Origin of the sequence: Thalassotalea sp. ND16A, from assembly GCF_000764205.1 — a bacterium.
Classification (GTDB): domain Bacteria; phylum Pseudomonadota; class Gammaproteobacteria; order Enterobacterales; family Alteromonadaceae; genus Thalassotalea_A.
Window position 1 is genome coordinate 75,475 of record NZ_JQDZ01000124.1, and the last position, 26,301, is coordinate 101,775.

Sequence of the window (26,301 nt, forward strand, 5' to 3'; positions counted from 1 at the left end):
GGATAAATTAACCAGAAAACTATGATCGCTTTAATCCAAAGAGTAAGTAACGCCAGTGTCAGTATTGACGGAAAAATCAATGGTGAAATAAACCAGGGCTTGCTAGTGTTACTGGCGGTGGAAAAAGCCGATGATAAAGCAAAAACCAAACGTTTGGCTCAGCGGGTTGCAAGCTATCGAGTTTTTGCCGATGAACAAGGTAAGATGAACTTGAACGTTGGTCAAATTAATGGTGATATCTTAGTAGTGTCGCAATTCACCCTGGCTGCGGATACCACCCGGGGTAATCGACCTGGCTTTTCTAAATCGGCCGATCCGGGATTGGGTAAAGAGTTGTATCAATATTTTTGTCAGCAACTCCGAGAACAGGGCTTTGTCGTGCCTACCGGGATTTTCGCGGCCGATATGCAAGTGTCGTTAACCAATGAAGGTCCAGTAACGTTTACCCTAACTATTTAACCCGAATTCAGGTTATTTAATTCAAATTTATGCCAATAAGAGCTTAGTTCAATCCAATGTTTAAAGTGATCCAACCGCAAACGGCTGCCGATTTTGCCGCCTATCATCAATTACGTTACCAGCAATTAAGACAACCTTGGGGACAACCTATGGGCTCTGAAGTGGACGAAGTTGAAGGTCAATCGGTGCATCGCATGATTGTCGATGAAGAGGGTAGAGTAGTCGCCGTTGGCCGCTTGCATAAAACCAACTGTTTCAGCGGCCAAATTCGTTATATGGCAGTGGCTGAAAAATACCATGGCAAAGGTTTGGGCAAGTTAATGTTAACGTCATTAGAGCAAGTGGCAATTGAGCAAGGGGTGAAGACCATCGAGCTCAATGCCAGAGAAGTGGCGGTATCGTTTTATCAGAAAATGGCCTACCAACTATTGGCGCCGGCGCATACCTTGTATGATGAAGTAAAACATTTTGCCATGCAAAAACACTTACCGGCCTACTCTGGAGAACACCTATCCTGGTTAACCGAGCTTAAACAGGTTTGGCATCAAACCATTCCCGTTTCCAAACACATGTTGATCCACCCGGCGTCATATAATGGCGAACAATTTACGGTATGCGCCGATAGAGCAGCCAATATAAACTTACACAATACGATGTTTGCCGGCAGTATTTACACATTGGCGACGTTAACCGGATGGGGCTGGGTGCACCTCTTAGTGAAATCTGAGCAGTTAAAGGGGGATATTGTTTTAGCGGATGCCGATATTCGTTATCACAAACCATTACATGGTCAGCCGATGGCGAAAGTCTGTCAAGATGACACTGCAGGCAAGATTAACGTGCTTGCCAAAGGCCGTAGAGCGCGCATTCAGGTACAAGTAAATGTGCATGATGGTGATCGCAAAGTCGCCACTTTTAACGGTAAATACGTCGTAATACCTGAGGTTAACCATAAATGAACGAGCACATAATGAATGAGCCCATAGCAATCATTGGTGCGGGCTGGTTAGGCCTGCCACTGGCAAAATATTTAAAACAAATTGGCCACAGTGTCGTGGTAACTTCTACCACCGCCCTTGGTGTTGAAAAGTTAGCCGCGCAACAATTGCACGCTTGTCTATTCAACTTGCCCGAAGTCGAACATGGCAGTGAAGTTTTTCACTGCCAAACGCTGATCATCTGTATACCACCAGGCATACGTTATGGCAAAAGCGATTACCCTGAAAAAATCGCAGCAATAATCAAGCAAGCCGAGCAATCAACAAGTATGGTAGAAAGTATTATGCTGCTCAGCTCTAGCGCGGTTTATAATGGCCTGCAAGGGCCGGTAAATGAAGATTCAGCGTTAAACCTGAAGGCCGAGAAAGTCGCGATTCTGCATAAAGCAGAGCAATTAATATCAGCTAGCAACATACCCCATAAAACCGTATTAAGACTTGCCGGATTGGTTGGTTATGATAGACAGCCGGGACGGTTTTTTAAAAATGGCAAAGCCATTGCCAATCCAGACTCAGTGATAAACCTGATCCATCGCGACGATGTGGTTGCTATTATCGCTAGTGTACTCAGTCAACAACAGCAGAATACTGTTGGTAGTGACCAAGTCTATAACTGTGTAGCGCCAAAACATCCAACGCGGCGACAATTTTATCAAAAGGCCATTGCCGCTTTAACGCAACCAAGCGCTGTTTTTAGTGAACAATGTGAATTAAATGGCAAGTTGATAGAATCCATTTATTTTGAAAAATTGCATTATCAATTTCACTATCCTGATATGATGACCTGGCTAGATAAAGTCGAGCCTGATTCGACACTTGAGGGGAAATAATTGTTAACCAAGAAAAAAATAGCAATGTGTTTTGCCGTGTTATTTATTCATATTACGCTGCTGGATTTATTTTTACTGACCAGGCGGGGTCCAAGGTTTTTGTGGGCAGAAAGTTTTGAGCTAAAGACCTTTAGCGTACATTTAGGCATTACTTTAATCAGTTGTTTCGTATTAGTAGGCTTGTGGATGGTGAATGAAAAACGCATGCTCAGCAAGCAGAAAACAAGCAGAAAACAAGCAGAAAACAAGCAGAAAACAAGCAGAAAACAAGCAGAAAACAAGCGAAAAATAACTAATTTAACGAATAATGATAACGATAAATCCCATGAATTTTGAAAGTAAATTTATCTTAGATAAACCGCATTACAGCGAATGTTTTGAACAATCGAATGCAATTCAGCCAAACCCGATTAAACGCCACTTAAAGGCGATAGTGTTACTTTGCTTTGGTATGTTTTTTTACATGGTACAAATTGAAGGGCTAAGTGCTCACCTTGGTGCTTTCTTTTTTATTCTTGCCTTTGTTGAGGTACTAAGCGTTATTTACGCCAAAAGTTGGTGGGTGACCCGGCAAATGTGGAGTAAGGCTTCTGGCAGTGAAGTGGCAATGACATTAAATGAGCAGGGCATCGAAATAAAATCAGATTTCTCTGACTATTTACTGAAATGGCAAGATATACAGTCGTTTACCGAAACCGAGAAAGGCGTGATTTTATTTCCCGTTAGTGGCGGCAATAGCTACATCTCGAAAACGACAATTTCAGCCGAGGCCTGGCAATTTCTAAAAACAAAATTAGGTTAACACCGTTGCCGTTATATCGTCTTGATTAGTCTCGTATTAATCGGGCACTAGTCAGGCAAAGATAATAGCGGCAACAAACAAGATCACCACAGTAAAAAATAATACAGCGATTTTATCAATCTCCACACCAACCCCCACAATCGAACTGCGTATGCTTTTATTTTAATAGAAGAAGACGATAATTTTATTAGGTATATAAGATAAAAAGCTGATTAAAAACTTAACAAGGATAATGTTTCAAAAACACCCTCTAAAGGCTATCCTGCCTGCCGGGTATAAGTACAATCCATGTACAATCACCCTCTAAAGGCTATCCTGCCTGCCGGGTATAAGTACAATCCATGTACAAAAAACCATCAAGTATTTACACTTAATGGTTTTATCTGATTTGAATTTATTTTTGCTAGTTCAGCTTATTTAGAGCCAGCTTTTGCCAGTCCCATGGTTGCCATCCATTGTTGGTAATCTAACAAGTTAGCGGGTAATACAACTTTTCTGTTTGCTTTACTTAAGCCCTTCATTTGCTTTAAGTACTGCTCACTTAACTGCATCTCCAAAGCCTTTTGACCACCTTCCTGATTAATCACCCCGGCAACTTTTTTGATAGAATCCGCCGTAGCTTTGGCTAATGACAATATCTCCGCAGCTTTACCTTCGGCAGCATTGATCCGACGCTGCTTTTCACCTTCTGAAATGTTAATGGTTTCCCGTTTTAAACCTTCTGAACGGTTAATCACACTTTGCTTGTCACCTTCACTCTTGGCCAGAATTGCGCGGCGTTCACGTTCGGCATTTACTTGCATTTCCATCGCCAATCTTACCGTTTGTGGCGGCGTAATGTTTTTGATCTCGTAACGGTGTACTCGTATGCCCCATGCCTCACCGGCTTTGTCTAACACATCGACCACTTTCGCACTGATCAAATCTCGCTCCTCAAAGGTTCGGTCTAAATCCAAGGTACCAATGACCGAGCGGGTTGTGGTTTGTGCCAACTGCATGGCGGCGAAACGATAATCGGTGATGCCGTAGCTGGCTTTTATCGGGTCGGTTACCGAGATATATATAACCCCATCGACTTCTACATTAACTTCATCTTTGGAGAAACACTCTTGCGGCGGTACATCGATGGTTTCTTCTTTCAAATCTTGAATGTAAGCGACACGGTCGATAAAAGGAAACAAGGCATGAAAACCAGCGTCTAAGGTTTTATGATATTTTCCTAAGCGTTCAACCACATACGATGACTTGGTGGGCACTAAACAAATTGATTGAAATAGCTTAATGACAAAGCTTAAGAAAATTGCGCCCCAAATCAGCATCACGGCAATATCGGTACTTGCGTAATCCACTAAAAATTCCATTATTTTGCTCCTTGTACAGTTGCAGTAACTTTATCCATGCCTTCGAAGAAGCCTTCCAATTTGGCCATTTCTGCCGGAAGAATTGAGACATCAGCGGTATTTAATACATCGCCAGTTTGTTGGATAAATTCTTCCATCAAACGCATTTTAATGGCGTCATCACCGCAAGGCTGATTGGCCGCGTCGGCAATTAAGGCAATGCCTTGTGCCGTGGCATCGGCGATAATTTCAATTTCTCTAGCCCGGCCTTCGGCCTCGTTAATTTGTTTTTGCTTATCCCCCTCGGAAAGGTTGATTGCTTCTTGACGATCGCCTTCAGATAAATTTATGGTGGAATCTCGTTCGGCATTGGCGAGAGTGATTTCGGCACGCTTTTTACGTTCCGCTTCCATTTGTTTCTCCAGGGTATGGATCACATTTATCGACGGCGTAATGTTTCTTACTTCATAACGTAATACTTTAATGCCCCATGGATCCGAGGCTTTATCGATTTCACTTACTATGGTTTCGTTTAACGTGTCGCGTTCAGAGAACGTTTGGCTTAATTTCAATTTACCTATTTCACTACGCATCGTGGTTTGCGCCAAATTTACGCTGGCACGTCGGTAATCTTCAATGCCATAGCTGGCTTTGGCACCATCCATCACTTTAATGTATACCAGGCCATCAACATCAATTTGAATGTTATCTTTTGAAATACAGCTTTGTGCCGGTATATCAAGTACTTGCTCACGGGTTTCGTGGCGATAAGCGACTCGGTCGAAAAACGGGATTAAAAAGTGTAACCCCGGTTGCATTACCGCTCTAAATTTTCCTAATCGTTCAATCACGCAGACTTCGCGCATCTCGACGATAAGTACGAGCTTAAACAGAATGAACAGGATGCCTAAAAAGACAATAGTAAAGATAAACACATGACTCTCCTTAGTTAATTTTAGTTATTTTAATGAATGTGTATTTATGTGTGTTTGTTTCTGTGGGTTGATTTATGTGAGGATCTATTAGCTGAGTTTTTCAACCACGTATGAGATGTTTTCCCGACAAATAATTTTTACCGTTTCGCCGCTCGCAATTTCGCTGCCATCACCAAGAGCGCTCCAGTTGGTGCCTTGAAAAAAGATCCTGCCTTTTTTATTGCCCGGACCTATGGTTTCGATCACTTTAACTTCATGGCCAAAAACATCGAGGTTTTCATCGGTATTGCCAATAGTACTATCGCCACCAACCAGGTTTTGGCCAACATTACGAAATATCAGTAGTAGCACGATGGATAAAATGAACCATAAGGTGAAGGCATGCATCCAGTTGTCGATAATGCCAAATTGCAAAGTAAGGGCTACAGCCACGGCCGAAGTACCCAAGAACACAATGATCCCACCGGGAATTACCAGTTCGGCAAGCATTAGCACTAAACCAACACTACCCCAGGCCACTACATCATTACTAAATTCCATACCTTACCTCCATTTATTTTTCACCGGCTAATTTGAGTTATTTCAGTTGAAAAAGCGAGTGATTTGTTAATAAATCGTTAATTAATATAGCAAGAATTTTAAATGATTGCGACATATTATGTCATGATGGTACTTTTTAAATGTATCAAAATATGAGGGAACAAGCATTCTGGCAGGGGATAATAGAAAATAAAACTTTGAATTTTTTTGCTAAATTTACCAATATTACCGTATTATTTACGATATACACCCGGCACCATTCAAAGTGCTCTGAAACCTGCATCTTGAATGGTGACGGATATATAAGACAGATTTAATCAACTTGGTAAAGATCGAAATGTCAGAGAAAGAACCATCTCAGCACGAGCAGGCTGAGGTAGAGCACAATCAGTTGCCAATCAATACACCCGACTATGAATCTGTTTGGTCAGTACTGCTATGGATTTTGGCGTTATATATCCCAACGTTGTTGTTAAGTATTGTTTTTGGTGTGTATGCTCAGGCTAACCCAAATATTATTGATATTAATCGCTGGTTTTATGATGGTGACGTAACCGCAGTTTTTGCTATCGGCATGGCCTTGGTCACCCTGCCGGTTTTAGCAAGAGCGACAAAGGAACTGAGTTATCAGCAGAAGCTGGACTTCTTTGCTTTAGGCCAAACCGCAAGTTTTAGCGGATTCAAACCGTGGCTGATCATTACTCTGATTTATATTTTTTTAAGTGTCGTGGTAAACGCGCTGTTTGAGGTAAAAACGCCTGAATGGATGAATGATATGCTTGCCAGTACCGACAATATTTGGCTCAGTGTGTTATCTCTATGTATCGTCGCTCCTGTTTTTGAAGAACTGGTATTTCGTGGTTTTATTTACAAAAAAATAGAACAAACGGTATTACGTAAATCGGGAGCCGTATTTTTTACCGCATTAATCTTCACCCTGGTCCACACTCAGTATGAAGCCATCATCTTATTCGATTTATTTGTGCTGGCGATGATTTTATCCATCGTACGGTTGAAAACCGATAACTTGAAATATTGTATCGCCATACACATGCTAAATAATATGGTATCGGCCTATCTGTTATATTCCGCCACTTAATAACACCATAAATAAAGCCGCAGTTGTAGATAACAACTGCGGCTTTATGATGCTATCGAAGCCCGAAGCCCGAAGCCCGAAGCCCGAAGCCAGTAGCCTTTAGAAGCCAGGTAAATTATTTAAAATTTCGTCATCAACTAAGTTAGCCAAGGTAACTTTTAGTTTAGGCGTTCTCGCCATTTCTCGTTTAATCGCAAAGTTAGCTTCTTCATTTCGTGCCCAACTGCGTCTGGCAATACCGTTGTTTACATCAAATAACAGCATAGATTTAAGCTTACGCTCTGCATCTTCGCTGCCATCAAGCAGCATACCAAAGCCACCATTGGTCACTTCACCCCAGCCAACACCACCGCCATTATGGATAGAAACCCATGTTGCACCGCGGAAACTGTCACCAATGACATTGTGGATTGCCATATCTGCAGTAAAGCGACTACCATCATAAATATTAGAGGTTTCTCTAAACGGAGAGTCTGTACCACTAACGTCATGGTGATCACGACCTAATACCACTGGGCCAATATCGCCACGGTTTATGGCATCGTTAAATGCTTTTGCTATTTCAATTCGACCTTGCGCATCGGCATAAAGAATTCGTGCCTGCGAGCCAACCACTAATTTGTTTTGCTTGGCGTCTTTGATCCAAGTGATATTGTCTTGCATTTGTTGCTGAATTTCTTCAGGCGAATCGCGCATGATCTTAGTTAACACTTGTGCTGCAATCGCATCGGTCTTATCCAGATCTTCAGATTTACCTGAAGCACATACCCAGCGAAATGGTCCAAAGCCATAATCGAAACACATAGGCCCAAGAATATCTTGAACATAGGAAGGGTATTTAAAGTCGATGCCGTTTTCAGCCATTACGTCGCCACCGGCGCGAGATGCTTCTAGCAAGAAGGCGTTGCCGTAGTCGAAGAAATAAGTGCCACGAGCGGTATGCTTATTGACTGCATCGGCATGACGCTTCAACGTTTGTTGCACCTTCACCTTAAACACTTCTGGCTCTTCACGAATAAGTCGATTCGATTCTTCATAGCTGATGTCTACCGGGTAATAGCCGCCTGACCAGGGGTTATGCAGAGAAGTTTGATCTGAGCCTAAATGAATAAAGATGTTATGCTCATAAAAAGCTTCCCAAACGTCAACAATGTTACCGATATAAGCAATCGATACGACTTCTTCATTCGCTTGTGCGCGATTAACGCGAGTAATAAGCGCATCCATGTTATCGATAAGCTCATCAACCCAGCCTTGCTGGTGACGCTTAGTCGCAGCGTTCGAGTTCACCTCGGCACATACGGTAATACAGTTCGCGATGTTACCGGCTTTTGGTTGCGCACCACTCATACCACCTAAACCGGCGGTCAGGAATACTTTACCTTTCGAGGTTTCACCTTTATTTAGAACCTTACGGAACGCATTCATCACCGTAATTGTGGTGCCATGAACAATACCTTGCGGACCAATATACATAAATGAACCCGCGGTCATCTGCCCGTATTGAGTAACGCCTAAGGCGTTAAACTTTTCCCAGTCATCAGGCTGTGAGTAGTTCGGGATCATCATACCATTGGTAACAACCACACGCGGCGCATCGACTGACGACGGAAACAGACCCATTGGGTGACCAGAGTATAGATGTAGCGTTTGGTCACTTTCCATTTCACTCAAATACTTCATCGCTAACAGGTATTGCGCCCAGTTTTGGAACACTGCACCATTGCCGCCATACGTAATAAGTTCTTCCGGGTGTTGTGCCACGGCAGGATCCAGGTTGTTGTCGACCATCAGCATGATGGCTGCCGCTTGCTCACATTTGGCCGGGTAATCAGCAACTGCACGGGCCTTTAATTCATAGTTTGGCTTGAAACGGTACATATAGATGCGGCCGAAGTCTGTTAATTCCTGAGCAAACTCTTGCGCTAATTCCTGATGCCACTCTTTCGGAAAATATCGCAGTGCATTTCTAAGTGCCAACTGTTTTTCTTCGCCGCTAAGAATGTCTTTACGTTTAGGGGCACGATTAGCATCCACAGGGTAAGGCTTAGCTGCGGGTAATTCAGTTGGAATACCTTGCTTAATTTGTTGTTGAAAATTGATCACATTTGTCATGGGTTTAGGCCTTATAATTAATGTTCAAGGTTAACGCTAAACGCTTGTGATTTAACCAGTGTGATCAGCGCATCGATATCCGGTTTTAATAGTCGGTCTTCTTCAAGTTTATCGACTTTACTTCTGATCAGCGCAAAGTTCTGCTCAATCAAATCTGAACATTTATTTGGTCGTCTAAACTCAATTGCTTGCGCAGCATACATTAATTCAATGGCAAAAATTTTATCGACATTACCTAAAATTTGATTAAGCTTTCTGCCGGAAATGCTACCCATAGATACGTGATCTTCTTGGCCCATAGAGGTTGGAACACTGTCAGCCGAAGGTGGAAAACACAAAGATTTATTTTCTGTTACCAAAGCTGCCGTTGCATATTGCGGGATCATCATGCCTGAGTTTAAGCCACCTGCTTTGGTTAACAGTCGCGGTAAACCGTGCAAACCTTCCAATAATAAATAACAACGTCGATCGCTAATATTCCCTAATTCAGCGGCCGCAATGGATGCGTAATCTAACACCATGGCAAGAGGTTGGCCGTGGAAGCTACCACCAGAAATGGCTTCTTCACTACTGATAACAATTGGGTTATCTGTTACCGAGTTCATCTCGATTTCAGACAGCTCTTTTAAGTGATAATAAGCATTGCGTGATGCGCCGTGCACCTGCGGAATACATCTTAATGAATAAGGGTCTTGTACGCGATCGCACTCTTCGTGATCAGCCATATTTTGTGAGTCTTTAAAAAAGGCTCTCATACGCGCTGCAACTTCTAAATTGCCTTTAAATGCACGGGTTTGATGAAGCTCTTCTCTAAATGGCGATTCACTGCCTTGCATACCTTCAATACTCATGGCACCGGTTAAGTCTGCTAAGTCTAATAAGTAACGCATTTTGGTTAATGCGGTGATGGCATGAGATAAAATAAATTGCGTACCGTTGATAAGGGCCAAGCCTTCTTTGGCATGCAAATCAAGAGGTGCTAAGCCATGTTTGCTAAGGATCTCGGGGGCAGGAACGATTTTATCGTCTTGCCCCTCTTCACTTTGCCAGAATTCACCTTCATTAATTAATGGCAAAAATAAATGAGAAAGTGGTGCTAAGTCACCAGAAGCTCCTACTGAGCCTTGCTCTGGAACAACTGGAATTAGGTCCAGTTCGATAAAGGTTAACATGCGCTCAACGACTTCGAGGCGGATACCCGAAAAACCACGACTTAATGCATGCACTTTGGTGATCAGCATTAGCTTTGAAATCGCTTTAGCAATAGGCTCTCCTACACCTACCGCGTGGGTAATGAGTAGGTTTTTTTGTAATAAATGGGTTTCTTCAGGTGAAATTTGCGTATCACACAGGGGACCAAATCCAGTATTTATGCCATATACGGGCTTGTCTGAACTCGCCATCTTTTCGACATTTTGTCGACTTTTATTGATTTGATCTAATGCTTCTTGGCAAAGCTCTGCCTTGATACTACCGTCGGCTATGCCGTTTACAATATCAAGCTCTAGGCGGTCAACACCATATTTAAACATCACATTGTTCTCCTAAATATTCTCTTAAAATTTTAAATGCCCACCAAGGCGGTACTTATCACCCGGTGAGGTCAAAATAGCCAAACTGACCACACCATGAGATGACCAGGTGCGGCGTTTTACCTGTAAACATGGTTGTTCGGCTTTAATGGCCAACAACGCAGTAATTGTTGCTTCGCTCAACACCGCCTCTATTTGATGAGTGGCTTCGGTAAGCGGTGCTTCTTTACTTAAATACTCATGCGGAGTAATTACTGAGAAGTCTTGATTAATATAGTTAGGCACTAATGCGGCATTGACAAACCGCTGCTCTAACTGAATGGGTTGATCATTTTGCATATGCAAAATTTTTGAAAAATAAACGCTATCACCAATAGCAATATCTAACTCGATGGCTATTGCAGCATCGGCCAGCAACTTCTCAATGCCTACTGGTTTAGCAGAGTAGGTATGACCTGCAGCTTTCACTTCATCGGCAATATTGCGAATCTCCATTAACGAAGACTGTGACTTAAAGCTCGCAACAAAGGTGCCAGAGCCTTTTGAGCGACTTAACACCCCTTCATCGGTTAACTCTTGTAATGCCCGGCGCGCAGTCATACGCGAGACACCAAATTGAGATGCCAATTCATTTTCCGAGGGCACACGCTGATGTTCAGACCAAGTGCCTGATTCAATTTGCTCAAAAATAAACTGTTTTATCTGGGTAAATTTAGGTGTCGTCATAGCTCAAATATCCAGGTTAACTTTGTATTGTGTAAGTTGTATATACAATCTGAAAGCTAATGTATAGCAATTCACCTGTATATACAAGTGAATTTTGTAATAGTCAGTTACATTTTAATTGCAACCGATGACAGATAACTCTGTATCCTTACATCATTGCAATAGATGTAACATCTATTAGGTTAGATTTTATTAAGGGATAAACTGTGACACGTAAAAAACAAATTATTGTACCTATCGTCATTTTGGCAACTGGCATTTTGTTGTTTGTTGGCTTTTCAGGTATGAAGAAACCACCACAAGAAAAGGCTAAAGTTGATAACACACCAATTGTCGCAGTGGAGGCGGTCACGGTAGCGTCAATGACTCTGCAGGTTAGTTCATACGGTATTGTGCAACCTAAATATGAAACCGAATTAGTCGCGCAAGTCAGTGGTCAGATCGTTGCTTTGTCAGAAGAATTTGTTCGTGGTGGATTTGTTAGCAAGGGCAAATTACTTGCTCGTATCGATCCCAATGATTATGAAGCTGCTCTTATTGATGCGCAAGCCAATATGGCATCTGCTCGTGCCGCACTGGAAACCGAACGTGCACAAGGCAAAGTAGCCGAAAGCGAATGGAAACGCATCACCAACACTTCGCCAACTGAATTAAGCTTACGTAAGCCGCAACTTGCTCAGGAACTTGCCCGAGTTAAATCCGCGCAAGCTTCTGTGTTAAGAGCTCAACGTAATCTAGAACGCACAGAGATACGTGCGCCTTATGATGCGATGATTGACAGCAGAGCGATAGGGTTAGGATCGTTTGTTGGTGTTGGCAGCAATGTTGGAAAATTACTCGGTACCGCTCTAGCGGAAATACGATTGCCTGTTGCCGATAACCAATTACAATATTTGTCCAATTATGGTGATGACGCAATGGTTAATTTATCCGGTGCTTTTGCTGGTGTAGATGTTACCTGGAGGGCAAAAATTGCCCGTAGTGAAGGCGTTGTTGATAACAAAAGCCGAATGACGTATTTGGTCGCTGAAGTTAAAGACCCATACGCCTTGAATGAAACCGCAACCGAGCAAAAAACGGCGTTACGTTTTGGCTCGTATGTTAACGCAAACATTGTCGGTATTAACCTTGCTCAAGCCAGCTCGGTGCCGCGTTATTTGGTTGAAAATGGCCGTTTGGCGGTGTTAGATGCAGAGTCAAAATTGCAGTATGTAAATATTGAAATTGCCCGCCAGGATGGTGAAAACGTAATTGTTTCTAACGGTCTGTCCGATGGCGATCAATTGATTGTTTCGGCATTAGATTATCCTGTTAATGGGATGAAGTTAGCGTTGCCGAGCACGGTAGAAGAAAGTGAAACTGAGCAAGATGATAAAACCTCAGTTGCTGCCGTGGCTAGTGTGGCAAGTGCAGGAGTTAACTAATGGAAGAAACTAACAAAGGCTTAATTGCCTGGTTTGCCCGCAATAGCGTAGCAGCAAACCTGTTGATGTTCTTTATATTGGTGGGTGGCATCTTAACGATGCAAACCATCAATAAACAGATGTTCCCTCAAGTGAAAATCAATTGGATTTCCTACGCGGCACCATACCCTGGCGCCGCACCACAAGAAGTGGAAGAAGGCATCACCATTAAAATTGAGGAAGCGCTTGAAACCGTGCAAGGTCTTAAGCGTGTGATCACCTATTCTAACCGAAATTATTCAAATGGCTGGTTCGAAGTCGAGCTCGACTATGATCCACAAATCGTGTTGGAAGAAGTTAAATCCGCGATTGATTCTATTTCCAGTTTTCCTGACGGCATGGAAAGGATTAAAGTTGAACGGGAAAAATTTCGTCAAGAAGTGATGTACATCAGTTTATATGGTGATTTGACCAATGCTGAATTAAAAGAGCTAGGACGTAAAGTTCATACCGAAATACAGCAATTACCCTTAGTCAATGTTTCTGACTTTTTCAGTGGTTTAAATTACGAAATTTCTATTGAAGTCAGTAAAGACAAATTACGTGAATACGGCTTGAGCTTTAGAGATGTTGCGCAAGCGGTTCGTAGTTATTCAAGAAACATGTCAGCAGGGCAAATTCGTGCTGAAAATGGCTATATCAACCTGCGCGTTGAAAATCAAGCGTATCGCGGTCATGAATTTGAAATGATCCCGGTGATCACTTTAGCAGATGGCAGCAAAATATTACTGGGCGAACTGGCAACGATTATTGATGGTTTTGAAGAGGGCCTGCAATACTCCAAGTTTAACGGTAAAAACTCGGCGACGATATTTATCGGTGCCGCAGATAATCAAAGCATTACCGATGTAGCAGCAGTAGTAAAACGTTATGTCGAAGAAAAACAATCGGTATTACCAGCAGGCGTTCAGTTAGAAACATGGGTAGATATGACTTATTACCTTGAAGGTCGCTTAAATATGATGTTAGACAATATGAAAAGTGGTGCGGTATTAGTCTTTTTGATGTTGGCAATATTCTTACGAGTGCGTTTAGCGTTCTGGGTGATGATGGGATTGCCGGTCTGTTTCTTAGGTACGCTGTTAGTGATGCCGATGGAATTTGTTAACATTACGATTAATATTATCAGCTTATTCGCCTTTATCTTAGTATTGGGTATTGTCGTCGATGATGCCATTGTCATGGGAGAGAGTGCCCATGATGAAATAGAAGAGCATGGCCATACGACTGAAAACGTGATCCGCGGAGTTAAGCGTGTTGCTATGCCAGCAACGTTTGGTGTGCTGACAACAATCGCGGTATTCGTACCCTTTCTATTTGGGGAAGGTCCTTCATCAGCCTTTGGCAAGGCCATTGGTTCAGTGGTTGTATTGTGTTTAATTTTCTCGCTGATTGAGTCTAAATTAATCTTACCTGCACATTTAGTAAAAATGAAAGTGAAGAAATTTAATCCAAAAAACCCAATGGATAGAATTCGCCGAGCAGTTGATGTTAAATTAAAACGCTTTATTGATAAAGTATACCGTCCAGCGTTAGTGAAATGCCTTAAATATCGTTATGCGGTATTAATGTTCTTTATTAGCTTGATGTTAGTCAGCGCCGGCTTATTTGCTGGTGGCTTTGTCCGCTTTATCGGTCAGCCTAAAATTCCTCATGATTTTCCTCGTATTGATGTTGAAATGAATGTTGATGCTTCAGAAAAAGCAACACTGGATACCCTATTAAACATCCAACGCATTATTTACCAAATTGATGAAAAAATTGAAGCCGAACATGGCAGTTCAATGATTTCAGATATGCAAATCGATTTACGTAGCCGTACTCGTGGTCAAGTTATGGTTAAGTTGGTTGTGCCAAAACTGAGAGTGATGAACACCTTTGAGTTAGCTGATTTGTGGCGCCAGGCGATTCCTGATTACCCTGGGGTTAAATCGTTTACCATTGGTGACAACTTATTTGGTGGCGGCCGTGATGACGGTGATATTGCGTTTCGACTGGAAAGCCAAAATGATGATCAATTATTAGCGGCAGCAAAAGAATTAACCGCAAAACTCAACTCCCTTAAAGGTGTTGGTGATGTCAATGACTCTCGCCAAACCAGTGCCAAGGAAGTACAACTTGAGTTAAAACCACTCGCCAACTCTTTAGGCTTAACCCTGGCTGAAATCGCTTCACAAGTCAGTTATAGCTTTTATGGTTTAGAAGCACAGCGTATTTTGCGTGATAGTGAAGAAATCAAGGTTATGGTCCGTTATCCACTCGCACAACGCAGCAGTGTTGGCCATGTTGATGATGTGATGATCCAGGCTCCTAATGGTGCTGAGTTACCCTTATCAGAATTGGCCGATATTGTATTAACTGACGGGGTCACGCGGATTCGTCGAGAAAATGGTAATCGTACTATCAATGTCTGGGCCAGTGTTGATGCGGAACAAGTAGAGCCTTTTGAAGTTGCTAAAGACATACGTGATAATTTTATTCCACAATTGTTAAGGCAATATCCGCAAGTGCAAAGTGAAGTGTCTGGTCGCATTCAAGAAGAAATGGAAAGTGCCGATTCACAATTACGTGACTTTGTCATTTCTTTGATGGTGATTTTCTCACTATTGGCCATTCCATTAAAATCATACTCGCAAGCGGTGATGATTATGGTGGTGATCCCGTTTGGTGTCATCGGTGCCGTATTTGGACACTTTCTTTTAGGCATGGATTTGAGCGCGTTATCGGTGATGGGCATTTTAGCGGCTTCTGGTGTGGTGGTGAATGATTCTCTGGTGATGGTCGATTACGTCAATAATTCTCGTAAAGCTGGCATACCTTTGAAAGAGGCGGTTACCCATGCGGGTACGAAACGTTTTCGTGCCATTTTGTTAACGTCGATAACGACCTTTATTGGCTTGGTACCAATCATCTTCTTTGAAACCAGCGCACAAGCACAAATTGTAATTCCAATGGCTGTTTCATTATCATTTGGTGTACTGTTTGCCACGATTGTGACCCTAATTTTTGTGCCAAGTTTGTATGTCATTATTGAAGATTTAAAGACGAAGTTTACTCGTAAAAAGTCAACGTTGGATGTCGCGATTGAGCAGTTAGAAACAGCGAAGTAATTTGCGAAATGAGCTCAGACTGGGTTTAACACTCACAAAAAAATCACCCGTCATTTGACGGGTGATTTTCTAAAGTTATAAAGCCTTAACGGCGGTACAGATGTTCTTAAGTTATTGTCCTGACAACTCGCGCTTCAATGCATCTTTATTAACCTGGTTTTTGTCACTCTGTACTAACGGCAACGACTTCTTGTAAACCACTCTGCTGGGGATCATGTAAGAGGCTAAGTGTTTTTTCAGCTCAAACAAGATCTCGTTTTCGGTAATTTCGCTAACCGCCGAGTAAACCATGACAATTTCTTCTTCGATAAGCTCGTTGTCGATACCAAACACCGCACACTTTTCTATTTGCGGAATATTTTTCGCCACCACCGATTCAATTTCGAACGGCGAAACCCTGAAGCCTCGGGTTTTGATCATATCATCTTGCCTGGAAACAAAGTAAAAGTAACCCTCTTCATCTTTATAAACGTAGTCACCTGTGGCGACCACAATCTCATCAGTTAACTGTCCTTCGAGATTGATAACATCTTTTAAGATTTGTACTGACTTAAATCGCTCGGCATTTTGTTCTGGTGCATTCCAGAAACCTCGGTAAATATAGCCACCACGATGGATCAATTCACCCACTTCCCGCACCGCACATTCCTTACCATGTTCGTTAATCACATAAAGCTCTACATCGGGAATGGCTTTACCGATAGAATCCGGTCTAATTTGGACTTGTGATGGGTCAAGATAAGTAGAGCGAAATGCTTCAGTAAGCCCATGCATAGAGTAAAAATCGGCTTGCTGGAAGGTATTTTTGCAATCCTTGACCATTTTTGCGGTGACATTACCGCCAGATGAGGTAATGGTTTTCACACCCGCAAAGAGTCCGGCACTGGGAATTCTATGGCCGTCATCATCAAACATCTGTGAAATATTGACCGGCATTAACGGTAACACCGTCACCTTGTCGTTAATGATGTGGTTGAAAAAATCGTCAGGTAAAATAAAGCGGTGTAAGGCCAATGTTGCTTTTTTGTATAAGGTACAAAATATTTGATTCAGGCCGTAATCAAGATTAAAAATCAGTAAGCCTGAAATCACATCATCCTGCTGCAGTTGCAAATACTGAGAAACAACACGAGCCGAATCGATCAGATTTCGATGTGAAATTACAATGCCTTTGGGTGTGCCAGATACGCCAAAAGAATAGGTGATTAGCGCATTGCTGTGACCGTTGATGTCACAGCTATAGGGTTTATTGTAGTATTTGAAAATTTCTTCAAATGAGGCGATGCCCTTACTTGCGGTTTCGTAAGAAATAATTTGGCCATCGAAGTTAATTTCTTCAATGCTCTCAAGTTTAAGCTTATCGGTGATAATACATTTGATATCACAGTCGTTGATAATGTACTCAACTTGCTCAGGTTTTAATAAAGTAGTGAGCGGCACTAATATGTAGTCGGTCGACAAAATGGCCAATACCGCGATGACTTGCTCGATGCCCTTGGTCGAATAAATGCCAACTCTGGAATCTTTTGGTAAGTCTAACTCTGTTAAATAAAACGCCACTTGATTTACTTTCGCATATAACTCAGCGTAACTGATACTTGTTTCATTATAAACGACGGCAGCTTTATCGCTATGAGCTTGCACCGCACCTTCTAGCAGTGTTCTTATACAGTTTATTGACATAATTCATTTCCTTGTTCGCCAAGCGTCCAAATATCATAGTTACTATCGAGTACGGTCACCGGGTTATGCTCTGAATTAAGGATTTTTTTATAGAAAAACGAAATAATATCTTCTATTTCCTCACCCGTTAATACCTTGGTAATACCACCGGTTAACACAATGGAGTTAATCGAAAGTAGCTTTAAATTGATATAGGCTTTTTTATAATGAGAAATTTTACATAAAACCAAAAAAATAGCCAGTTGCATCAATATCTTCGTTGCTTTTGTTGATTGCTCTTGAAAAATGTTCTCGGTCACTTTTAAATGCATTAACAGCTCATACACAAACTCATTACTTTGTGCCGCAAAAATCAACGATTGCTTTGACTTATACACCCCGAGTTTTTTAAATACCAACCGGTCGTATTCATTTTCGGTAACGAGATTGTCGTCGACCAAATCCTTTGAATAATGAATGTCGGTGGTGGCGCCGCCAATATCCAACAAAATAAACGGGTTTACCACGGAAAATTTTGCATCAATTAACGGTAGTGTTTTGTTCACTATGTAAGGCGTTGGAAATATTTGATTCGAGGTAATGTCGTATAAGTGCTTAATATCTTCCTTGCCTTCAATGTCTTTTTGATAAAGGTTGGTTAAATATTCCCGTAAATGCTGCTCGATAATATGCAGCCTGTCATCAATGATATTTGGTAAAACATCAACATTTTCAATGTGTTCTTTTATCGCCGGCGCATCTAGCTCATTACCGACAAAAACAATATTGGAATAGCGTAACTGCGCCAAATAGTTGTACAAACTGTCGGAAAAAACATTGCCGTTTGAATTGATGCCGCCGACAATAATCACCACATCGATAAGATCGCTAGGAATTGAGTAATCTTCAATATTTTGATAGAGCACGGTATCAATGATATTAATACCTGAGTTAAAGGCAATATTGGTGGCATACTTTAATGAAAAGGTATTGGTAATACCGATAATTAACGTCGTCAAACCACCATTGGCCGATGAACATATATGCACATCATCTTTGGCATAACTTTCGATGGTATTGCCGCATTTATGCATTAAATCATCTAAAATATCTTTTTTAAAATCTCGAAAGTGCTGCTCTATATTGTTAGCGGTACTGAGCTTGAAATAGGTACTACCAACATCGATTAACAACTTTTCTTTGCTTGCCTTAGTTGTACTTTTTTCTTCATTGTTGATTTGGCTGATCATTGCATAATTCCTATATCGTGAATAATATCATTGACGATACTGGTGGTATCTTTGGTCAAATCACATTGGGCTTTATCATAGGCGTAACATCTGTCTGGAATAGGCACATTGCCTCTTTTGATAATTCGGATGTTTTTCTTGGCGTCCCTGATGGTGATCATATTATTATGATTAATGATATGCGGAGAAAACGGCACGTCGATAATGCCGTTTTTAATCGAGTTAAACACTTTTCGCCATAAGGTATCTGCCGGATCATTAAATACAGCTTCCATAATCGCTTTCACCTGCAGGGTTAACATTTCCTCTTCTTCAGCATCAACCACATTCGGCAAACCGTTTAAAATCCCTAAGGTATACTGAGTATTCGATACAGTTTTGGCATTCGCTTCTTTGGTCGGTATACCCGAGGCTTCCTCTCTGGTTTTGGTGATAATTTTATCTGCCCCTACCATTGACGCGATCACCGTCGACATGTTTATCAGCTGCTCGGCATAGTCTTTATTCATTGGAAAGGCGCCCATCCACTGGTGGTAGACCAAATGAATTGCCGCATCGCTACAATTAATTTGTGCAGCATAATATTTCGCCAGTTTTTTCAGTACTGCGCCGGTGACAATATCCTGGTTCATCGAGCCTTGTTGCGCAAATGACACCGAGAATGACTTCACCCCTTCTTCTAATGACAGCAGCATTTCCAGTAACTGAATAACAATGGTAATCGATGGCGGCACTAGCGTTGCGGTTAGCGGTCCAAAAGACTCGCGGTTTATTGGTTCATTTAATTTTGAATAGTTAGCACACACTCTTTCAACATACTTCCAATACAAAAATGCCTTATCTAAAGGGAAGTTTTTTGAATAGGGCAAAAGGTAAGTAATGGGGCCGCCTTCTATTTCAAAAATTCCGGAAGCAATTGCGGTTTCAATTAATAGTCTGGCATCAGGCGTACCATGGCGTAAACTTACCGGTTTATTAAAGTGAGTGATCATCTTACGGGTGGTGCGATAGCCATGATTCACCAAAGGGTAACCATTAAGCATATCGACATCATTTTCTTCACTCAGACGCAGCATTTTCTTCGACGTGGCGTAATCATTAAGCCGGGTATTGGAGTCTATGGTGAGCGGCAGTACATCAACATTGGCATCGACAAAAAACTCATACAGGGCAAACTGCTTTTTGTAGGTCGGAAAACCGCCCCGTGGTTGCACCAGCATTTTATTTTTGTTTTTAAAATGATGAGAGATAAACAGATCTTTGCTGGCATTGGTGACAAACTCTGCCACTTCGGCAAAATCAAAGGTATCGACATACTCATTGCCGAGAATTATTTCTCTTTCTTCTTGCAGCAAACTCATTATTTATTACTCTCTTCTAGCGCTCGGTCTTTAATAAGGGTTTCTAGCATGTCCAAACCGGTATTTAAATCCACCTGATGACAAACGATATCGAAACCATAATTTTTATATCTCGGCACAATATCTTCGGCGTTACCGGTACCAACCACTAAATTGCCACCTATCATCATGATAATGTCATCTAAATGTTTATATTTTGCTTTCAGTAGTTTGACCTCTCGGCTCCAGCCTTCCGCTTCACCGTTTAACGAAGAGATCATCAAAACATCAGCGCCCGTTTCCACGGCCGCATCAAAAAACTCTTCTAAATACGTGTTTACGCCTAAGTTAAACACTTCATAGCCGCGCGCATTCAGCGAAAGCTCAATTAATCGGTTAGCGACCACATGGATATCGTTACCAACTACGCCTGTTACTACCTTCATATCATTTATGCCTAATGTGATACCGAAAATTATTGGATTTGGTATCTGTATATTTACCCATTTTTATTGAATATGTATGATATCAAAGTTTATGTAAAAACGCTTGTTTGATGCTAGAATACCCGCTTATATGAAAGAACAGGACTGAGATATGACATTTTTTACCGCAGATATCTGTGATGAATACAGCGACAAGGTATCTGTATTAGGCGCGGGCTATAAAAATTATGGTGGCATAAGCAAATGCCAGGGCGAAATAGTTACCATAAAATTAGATAAGAACAATTCCGATCTAATTGAATTACTTCGAGACGAAGATGGCTCAGGAAAAGTCGTTGTTGTCGACGTAGACCAAGAGTATTTTGCCGTAGTAGGTGAGAACTTAATGAAGTTTGCTCAGCAAAATAACTATGCAGGCATCGTCGTAAATGGCTACATCAGAGATACTTTTCAGATAACCGATATTCCCGTTGCTTTATATGCATTGGGCACTTGTTCGAGAAAATCTATTCCAGTGACCAGTGGCGAAAGAAATATTAAGCTGTCGTTCGGTGGCATTGACATTAACCACGGTGACTACCTTTATGCCGATACGGATGGCGTGATTGTTACCAAGGACAAAATTGTTTAACACAGACTCAGAAACAAATAACCCGCAGTTAATTCTAACTGCGGGTTATTTGTTTCTGGGTTACGGTAATACTTTAATTCATTAAAGTATTTTCGCGATAGATTGCGTTAAGTAATTAACGTTATCCGGTGAAATACCTGCCAAGCTAATGCGGCTAGAACCGACAATGTAAATGCTATAGTCATCTTGTAAGCGCTGTACTTGCGCTTTATCGATACCTAAAAATGAGAACATACCATTTTGCGTGGTGATAAAACTAAAGTCACGGTTAACACCATTCTCAGCTAACTTGTCTACCAGTAACTGACGAACACCGTTAATGCGATCACGCATTGCTTTTAATTCACCATGCCATTGCGTGGTAAGTTCTGCAGAGCCTAAAATCGTTTCTACGATGGCTGCGCCGTGCGCTGGTGGCATAGAATAAACCACACGTACCACGGAAAGTAATACTGAGCTGATAATATCGGCAGAAACGGCGCTGCTACCAATAACTGAACATGCGCCAATACGTTCACGATATAAACCAAAGTTTTTCGAACATGAACTACAGATGATCATCTGTTCAACGGTATCAGCCATTAATCGTAAACCGTAAGCATCGGCGTCTAAATCTTCACCAAAACCTTGATACGCCATATCCACAACCGGCATAAAACCAACTTGCTTGGCCACATCAGCAACTTGTTGCCATTGCTCTTTACTCAAATCCATACCGCTTGGGTTATGACAACAAGCGTGTAATAACACGGCATCGCCTTTTGGCACTTGTTTTAATGCGGCAAGCATACCGTCAAAGTCTAAACAGTTGTTTTCATAATCATAATAAGGGTAAGTTTTAACAGTCAAACCAGCAGCTTTAAAAACGCCCTGATGGTTTGCCCAGGTCGGGTTACTTACCCAAATAGTAGCGCCAGGGGTACAGGTTTTGATAAATTCACCGGCAACACGCAAAGCACCAGTACCACCAGGGGTAGATACCGTGCGAATACGATTTTCAGCGATAACCTTGTGCTCACCTAAAATAAGTGCGGTCATTCTTTCATTAAACAGCGGTGAACCCGCTGAGCCTAAATAAGCCTTGCTCGCTTCATTATCAACACGAAATTGTTCCGCCGCTTTTACACAAGCCAAAACTGGCGTATGGCCAGCTTCATCTTTGTAAATACCTGCACCAAGATCAATTTTACTGGGGTTACTATCAGCTTTGAATTTTACCGACAAGCCCAAAATAGGATCTGCTGGTAGTTGCTTTAATTGTGAAAACATACTTTTTACTACCTTTAAATGTTGTGCTAATTCCACACTTTTCAATACGGAATAATTATTCATAATATGGTTGGGGATTACTCCTCAAGATATTAGAATAATCGCTCTAAAAAACAAAAGCAAGCAACAACAATTCCACAGCATGGTATATTCGTGCGAATATTGACAACTAAATTCATAATAGAAGCCTAATAGGCTGTTTTCATTGGGAATCACATATAAATGTTTCTTTATTTTTATAATGAAATAGTCTTAAAAAACCTGCTGGACAACGGATTTGACAGCTAAAAATAGGCATTTTACAAAGTCTTACGCAGCTTTACCGAAGCATTACAAATCACTTAAAACCTCCCGGTATAATCACCGGCTTAGCAACAGCTAATTATTTTCCGTTTTTCCCATTATCGTAAGAAGCTTTATGACTCAATCTTTACTTTTTTGATCAGTGAAAGTTAACCGTGAGCCACTTTGGATTTTACTCTGCTGTATTCGTTGAACGTCCATCTGAAACGTCGAGATCAAAGGTTAAGGTTTTCATTTCGCTAACCGCTGGTGCCTTGAATGTTGGCGTGGCGCTTTTTTCATTAGAAAGGATCACTCGCGGGCCTTTCGTTTGCTTCCAAAGATACTTTAGGGTATCGCCATCAGCATCACTGGAGTTGACGGCAGATAATTGCACAGTGTCACCACCATAGTGAACCTGAATTATATTCAAAAAGTCATACCACATAGCAAAGGTGAGTTCTTTCTTAAGTTGGGCAAATACGATCAGGTAAAGGTAAGTCGCAATTATCGCGATGTTATCAAGTCTTTTTTAACGGATATGTGATCGGCGGATTAAAAAATCGTTTTCAGTTTAGTCAGAAAGTGACTTTTATTTAACCCAGATCAGAAAGAACATTGCTTAAAGCTGCTTTAATGTGAGTTTTAGCAGGTTGTGCTCTATGGACAAAAAACCAGACTGTACCAGTGCAATGTTAAATCTTATCGCGAGCGTGCGTAATGATTTTCCTTTTAATGTCTCCGAGGCGAATATCTGTGGCATCTCTTGCATTGGTTGCCCGAAAAAATTATTAGAGTTAGTCGACACCGAATTGTGCGAATGGGAACAAAAAATTAACCATGGCGATGTGCCCAAACTTGGTGAAATATCACGGTTAGGCAAACTTTGTAAGAATGTCAGACGCGGCTTAAAACGTAATGGCCTGGTAAGCTGATACCACTTGTTACCTGCTTCCTGTATATACAAGTTGCGCGATCTGAAGTTTTCAGGTACATTTCGCTATAGTACAAATCCGTATCATGCCACTCGTCTTTTAGGAAACCTTAATGAATCAGCTTGCAAATACCTGGCAACAGCTTTTTGTCAATGTAAATATCGCCACTATGACGCAAGGTGGCACTTCTTATGCTGTTATTGAAGACGGCGCTATCGCCGTGAGCGATGGCAAAATTGTCTGGTTAGGAAATAAACAAAACCTGCCGGAATACGATGCCTGTCAACTGACTATCATTGATGGACAAGGTAAATGGCTGACTCCCGGACTTATCGATTGTCATACCCATATCGTTTATGGTGGCCATCGCGCCAAAGAATTTGAAATGCGCTTGCAAGGCGCCAGTTATGAAGACATTGCCAACAATGGCGGCGGCATAGTCTCTACAGTAAAAGCCACTCGTGCGGCCAGCGAAGATGAATTGTATGTTAGTGCTTACCAACGCCTAAGCGCACTACATAAAGAGGGTGTAACCAGTATTGAAATCAAATCGGGTTACGGTTTAGATTTAGACACTGAAATTAAAATGCTAAAAGTGGCTAACCGCTTAAGTGAGAACTTACCGGTAACGGTTAGCAAAACATTTTTAGGTGCGCACGCGCTGCCGCTTGAATATAAAGACGATGCTGACGGTTATATCACATTAGTTACCGAGCAAATGATCCCGGAAATCGCCAGACAAAATCTGGCCGATGCGGTGGATGTATTTTGTGAAGGTATTGGCTTTTCCTACGCGCAAACCGAACGAGTTTTTCAAGCGGCAAAAGCTCATAACATTCGGGTGAAAGTTCATGCTGAACAGTTATCGGATTTAGGTGGCACCGAGCTTGCGGCAAAATATAATGCCCTTTCGAGTGATCATCTAGAGTTTTTATCAACTGCTGGCGTAAACGCCATGCAAAGCAGTGGTATGGTTGCGGTATTATTGCCTGGCGCGTTTTATTTCTTAAGAGAAACCAAGCTGCCACCGATTGATTTACTGCGTGAAAACAACGTTAGAATTGCAATTGCTACGGATGCCAACCCAGGTTCATCACCAATTAATTCTATTCAATTAATGCTGAATATGGCCTGTACGTTATTTCGATTAACACCAACAGAAGCGTTAGCGGGGGTTACGTGTAATGCCGCTCGCGCGTTAGGCATTGATGACAAAGTAGGAGAGCTAAGCGTAGGCATGGATGCAGACATTGCCTTGTGGGATATTGAACAACCCGCGCAACTTTGTTATCAATTTGGCGTAAATCCTCTTGTCGCCCTATACAAGCAAGGTAAAAAAGTTATATAAATGGGGCCGCTAATTTTTCCATTTTAAATATATACCAAGTTGACTAAATATCTGCTCATTTTTAATTAAATTGGTATAGGTGCCAGTTCGTTCATCTGATGTTCAGCTGGCGTTGTTATTATCTCATCTAATCATTATTTTTAACCATTTGGACCTTTCTATGTCGACCAAACAATATCTCGTTCCAGTGCTTGCGCTTTCGCTAATTTTTTCAGGTTGTGCGTCAACATCCACTAATGCCGAAAAAGGCGCAGCTATCGGTGCAATCACCGGAGCTATTCTCGGTAAATCAACCAGTAATCACAAAAATAAGCGTGCTATTTTTGGCGCTGCCATCGGTGCTATTGCTGGCGCTGCGGTGGGTGATTATATGGATAAACAAGAGCAGGAGTTTAAACGTGAACTTGCCGGCTCTGGCATCGATGTGGTGCGTGAAGGGGATAACTTACGCTTGATCATGCCTGCCAATATTACTTTTGCTTCTAACCAGTCGACTATCACCGCCAGTTTTCATCAATCCTTGAATGATGTTGCTAAAGTGTTGAGTAAATACAATAAAACGCTATTAAGTATTGAAGGCCATACCGACAGTAGTGGTAGCCAAGGCTATAATCAGAACTTATCAGAGCAGCGGGCAGAAAGTGTAAAAGTATATTTGATGCATCAAAATATTTTGGCAAGCCGCTTACAAACCACTGGTTTCGGTGAATTAAGACCTATGGTTGGCAATGGAACGGTAAGTGACAGAGCGTTAAATCGTCGGGTAGAAGTACAAATAGTTCCAAATCAGGCTTAAAACCAATCCGTATAATGATCTGGTCATTGAGTAACTCATATAAACAACACATGAGTTACCCTTCGGGAATGCATATAAAGCTTGATAACTTCCTGAAATTTCAAAAAGATATGAATAACTATCTATTCAAAATTTCAGTTGTTCTAAAGCTTTCTATATCATTCTCAATTGATCAAATCATTAAGCGAACTGGTATAGAATACGAGAAACGAAGAACTATTGTTTCTATGCGCGTTTTGAATTTAGGAGGTCCCGTTCAAAAGCACAACGGGATGCCTGTTATTAGCTTTTGTCAAATTTCTAAGCTGGAAAAGCTATGTTTGGATCATATTTTTTGTGATTCACCATTATCTGGTACGCTATCCTCAATATCTTTTTCGCAAGAATGCAAAG

General features: G+C 41.5%; 25 protein-coding genes and 1 pseudogene. 14 read left to right on the top strand and 12 right to left on the bottom strand.

The annotated features are described in order from the left end of the window. The first annotated feature begins 21 nt into the window (after nucleotides 1-21). From dtd to ND16A_RS00530, 5 genes are read left to right on the top strand one after another with little or no spacing between them, the layout of a single operon-like run. On the top strand, nucleotides 22-459 hold the full coding sequence (dtd, locus tag ND16A_RS00550) for a D-aminoacyl-tRNA deacylase (RefSeq protein WP_033079416.1): 438 nt from the start codon (nucleotides 22-24) through the stop codon (nucleotides 457-459). Between the two features lie 56 nt (nucleotides 460-515). Continuing rightward, nucleotides 516-1,418 carry a bifunctional GNAT family N-acetyltransferase/hotdog fold thioesterase gene (locus ND16A_RS00545; protein ID WP_033079417.1) on the top strand — a complete coding sequence of 301 codons (903 nt, stop codon included), beginning with the start codon at nucleotides 516-518 and terminating at the stop codon, nucleotides 1,416-1,418. After that, nucleotides 1,415-2,287 (top strand): hypothetical protein, encoded by an 873-nt coding sequence (locus ND16A_RS00540; RefSeq protein ID WP_033079418.1) that lies wholly within the window; start codon nucleotides 1,415-1,417, stop codon nucleotides 2,285-2,287. The genes ND16A_RS00545 and ND16A_RS00540 overlap by 4 nt, the downstream gene beginning before the upstream one ends. Then, nucleotides 2,288-2,623, top strand: coding sequence for a hypothetical protein (locus ND16A_RS00535; RefSeq protein ID WP_033079419.1), 336 nt, complete (start codon nucleotides 2,288-2,290; stop codon nucleotides 2,621-2,623). Further along, nucleotides 2,613-3,089 (top strand): YcxB family protein, encoded by a 477-nt coding sequence (locus ND16A_RS00530; protein ID WP_033079420.1) that lies wholly within the window; start codon nucleotides 2,613-2,615, stop codon nucleotides 3,087-3,089. The genes ND16A_RS00535 and ND16A_RS00530 overlap by 11 nt, the downstream gene beginning before the upstream one ends. Nucleotides 3,090-3,502: 413 nt before the next feature. Here ND16A_RS00530 and ND16A_RS00525 read toward each other — a convergent pair whose 3' ends face one another. The 3 genes from ND16A_RS00525 to ND16A_RS00515 form a co-directional block, all read right to left on the bottom strand. Then, nucleotides 3,503-4,450 carry an SPFH domain-containing protein gene (locus tag ND16A_RS00525; RefSeq protein ID WP_033079421.1) on the bottom strand — a complete coding sequence of 316 codons (948 nt, stop codon included), beginning with the start codon at nucleotides 4,448-4,450 and terminating at the stop codon, nucleotides 3,503-3,505. Continuing rightward, nucleotides 4,450-5,364 (bottom strand): SPFH domain-containing protein, encoded by a 915-nt coding sequence (locus ND16A_RS00520; RefSeq protein WP_033079422.1) that lies wholly within the window; start codon nucleotides 5,362-5,364, stop codon nucleotides 4,450-4,452. Before ND16A_RS00520 ends, ND16A_RS00525 begins: the two co-directional genes overlap by 1 nt. An 87-nt stretch (nucleotides 5,365-5,451) precedes the next feature. Then, nucleotides 5,452-5,904 carry an NfeD family protein gene (locus ND16A_RS00515; protein ID WP_033079423.1) on the bottom strand — a complete coding sequence of 151 codons (453 nt, stop codon included), beginning with the start codon at nucleotides 5,902-5,904 and terminating at the stop codon, nucleotides 5,452-5,454. 337 nt (nucleotides 5,905-6,241) lie between these two features. Between ND16A_RS00515 and ND16A_RS00510 the strand changes: the two genes are divergently transcribed. Next, nucleotides 6,242-7,003, top strand: a complete 762-nt coding sequence (locus ND16A_RS00510) for a CPBP family intramembrane glutamic endopeptidase (RefSeq protein ID WP_033079424.1) — start codon at nucleotides 6,242-6,244, stop codon at nucleotides 7,001-7,003. A gap of 99 nt (nucleotides 7,004-7,102) precedes the next feature. Here ND16A_RS00510 and ND16A_RS00505 read toward each other — a convergent pair whose 3' ends face one another. The 3 genes from ND16A_RS00505 to hutC are packed head-to-tail and all read right to left on the bottom strand — an operon-like array spanning nucleotide 7,103 to nucleotide 11,376. Beyond that, nucleotides 7,103-9,118 carry a urocanate hydratase gene (locus ND16A_RS00505; protein WP_033079425.1) on the bottom strand — a complete coding sequence of 672 codons (2,016 nt, stop codon included), beginning with the start codon at nucleotides 9,116-9,118 and terminating at the stop codon, nucleotides 7,103-7,105. 17 nt (nucleotides 9,119-9,135) lie between these two features. After that, nucleotides 9,136-10,653: a histidine ammonia-lyase gene (gene hutH / locus ND16A_RS00500; RefSeq protein ID WP_033079426.1), complete on the bottom strand. Its 1,518-nt coding sequence runs from the start codon at nucleotides 10,651-10,653 to the stop codon at nucleotides 9,136-9,138. A gap of 21 nt (nucleotides 10,654-10,674) precedes the next feature. Further along, on the bottom strand, nucleotides 10,675-11,376 hold the full coding sequence (gene hutC / locus ND16A_RS00495; protein ID WP_033079427.1) for a histidine utilization repressor: 702 nt from the start codon (nucleotides 11,374-11,376) through the stop codon (nucleotides 10,675-10,677). 206 nt (nucleotides 11,377-11,582) lie between these two features. Here hutC and ND16A_RS00490 point away from each other — a divergent pair, with 206 nt between their 5' ends. Next, nucleotides 11,583-12,800 carry an efflux RND transporter periplasmic adaptor subunit gene (locus tag ND16A_RS00490; RefSeq protein WP_033079428.1) on the top strand — a complete coding sequence of 406 codons (1,218 nt, stop codon included), beginning with the start codon at nucleotides 11,583-11,585 and terminating at the stop codon, nucleotides 12,798-12,800. Then, a complete protein-coding gene (locus ND16A_RS00485; RefSeq protein ID WP_052073353.1) occupies nucleotides 12,800-15,949 on the top strand; it encodes an efflux RND transporter permease subunit in 3,150 nt (1,049 codons plus the stop codon). Before ND16A_RS00490 ends, ND16A_RS00485 begins: the two co-directional genes overlap by 1 nt. A gap of 111 nt (nucleotides 15,950-16,060) precedes the next feature. Here the strand turns inward: ND16A_RS00485 and ND16A_RS00480 are convergent, their stop codons facing one another. The 4 genes from ND16A_RS00480 to glmS are packed head-to-tail and all read right to left on the bottom strand — an operon-like array spanning nucleotide 16,061 to nucleotide 20,647. Next, entirely contained in the window at nucleotides 16,061-17,632 is a 1,572-nt protein-coding gene (locus ND16A_RS00480) for an AMP-binding protein (protein ID WP_033079429.1), read from the bottom strand. After that, a complete protein-coding gene (locus tag ND16A_RS00475; protein ID WP_052073354.1) occupies nucleotides 17,623-18,861 on the bottom strand; it encodes a glutamate mutase L in 1,239 nt (412 codons plus the stop codon). Before ND16A_RS00475 ends, ND16A_RS00480 begins: the two co-directional genes overlap by 10 nt. Further along, nucleotides 18,858-20,222: a methylaspartate mutase gene (locus tag ND16A_RS00470; protein ID WP_033079430.1), complete on the bottom strand. Its 1,365-nt coding sequence runs from the start codon at nucleotides 20,220-20,222 to the stop codon at nucleotides 18,858-18,860. Before ND16A_RS00470 ends, ND16A_RS00475 begins: the two co-directional genes overlap by 4 nt. Next, entirely contained in the window at nucleotides 20,222-20,647 is a 426-nt protein-coding gene (gene glmS, locus ND16A_RS00465) for a methylaspartate mutase subunit S (RefSeq protein ID WP_033079431.1), read from the bottom strand. Before glmS ends, ND16A_RS00470 begins: the two co-directional genes overlap by 1 nt. Nucleotides 20,648-20,798: 151 nt before the next feature. On the opposite strand from glmS, the gene rraA reads away from it, so the two are divergent. Further along, complete coding sequence (rraA, locus tag ND16A_RS00460) at nucleotides 20,799-21,278, top strand: ribonuclease E activity regulator RraA (RefSeq protein WP_033079432.1); 480 nt, start codon at nucleotides 20,799-20,801, stop codon at nucleotides 21,276-21,278. Nucleotides 21,279-21,359: 81 nt separating this feature from the next. Here the strand turns inward: rraA and ND16A_RS00455 are convergent, their stop codons facing one another. Beyond that, complete coding sequence (locus ND16A_RS00455) at nucleotides 21,360-22,547, bottom strand: amino acid aminotransferase (protein WP_033079449.1); 1,188 nt, start codon at nucleotides 22,545-22,547, stop codon at nucleotides 21,360-21,362. Nucleotides 22,548-23,022: 475 nt separating this feature from the next. Further along, the gene (locus ND16A_RS00450) at nucleotides 23,023-23,277 is read right to left on the bottom strand and encodes a PKD domain-containing protein (protein WP_033079433.1); all 255 of its coding nucleotides are present in this window, start codon (nucleotides 23,275-23,277) and stop codon (nucleotides 23,023-23,025) included. Between ND16A_RS00450 and ND16A_RS20875 the strand changes: the two are divergent. From ND16A_RS20875 to ND16A_RS21820, 5 genes and pseudogenes are all read left to right on the top strand, one after another. Then, nucleotides 23,233-23,376 (top strand): annotated as a pseudogene (locus ND16A_RS20875) (LytTR family DNA-binding domain-containing protein); the annotation flags it as partial. The gene ND16A_RS00450 and the pseudogene ND16A_RS20875 sit on opposite strands and share 45 nt — an antisense overlap. Nucleotides 23,377-23,491: 115 nt before the next feature. Then, entirely contained in the window at nucleotides 23,492-23,764 is a 273-nt protein-coding gene (locus ND16A_RS00445) for a hypothetical protein (RefSeq protein WP_033079434.1), read from the top strand. Between the two features lie 112 nt (nucleotides 23,765-23,876). Beyond that, nucleotides 23,877-25,112, top strand: coding sequence for an imidazolonepropionase (hutI, locus tag ND16A_RS00440; RefSeq protein ID WP_033079435.1), 1,236 nt, complete (start codon nucleotides 23,877-23,879; stop codon nucleotides 25,110-25,112). A gap of 160 nt (nucleotides 25,113-25,272) precedes the next feature. Continuing rightward, on the top strand, nucleotides 25,273-25,908 hold the full coding sequence (locus tag ND16A_RS00435) for an OmpA family protein (protein ID WP_033079436.1): 636 nt from the start codon (nucleotides 25,273-25,275) through the stop codon (nucleotides 25,906-25,908). A gap of 50 nt (nucleotides 25,909-25,958) precedes the next feature. Then, nucleotides 25,959-26,301, top strand: a 343-nt coding sequence (locus ND16A_RS21820; RefSeq protein ID WP_235282266.1) for a hypothetical protein, incomplete at its 3' end; no start/stop codon positions are given.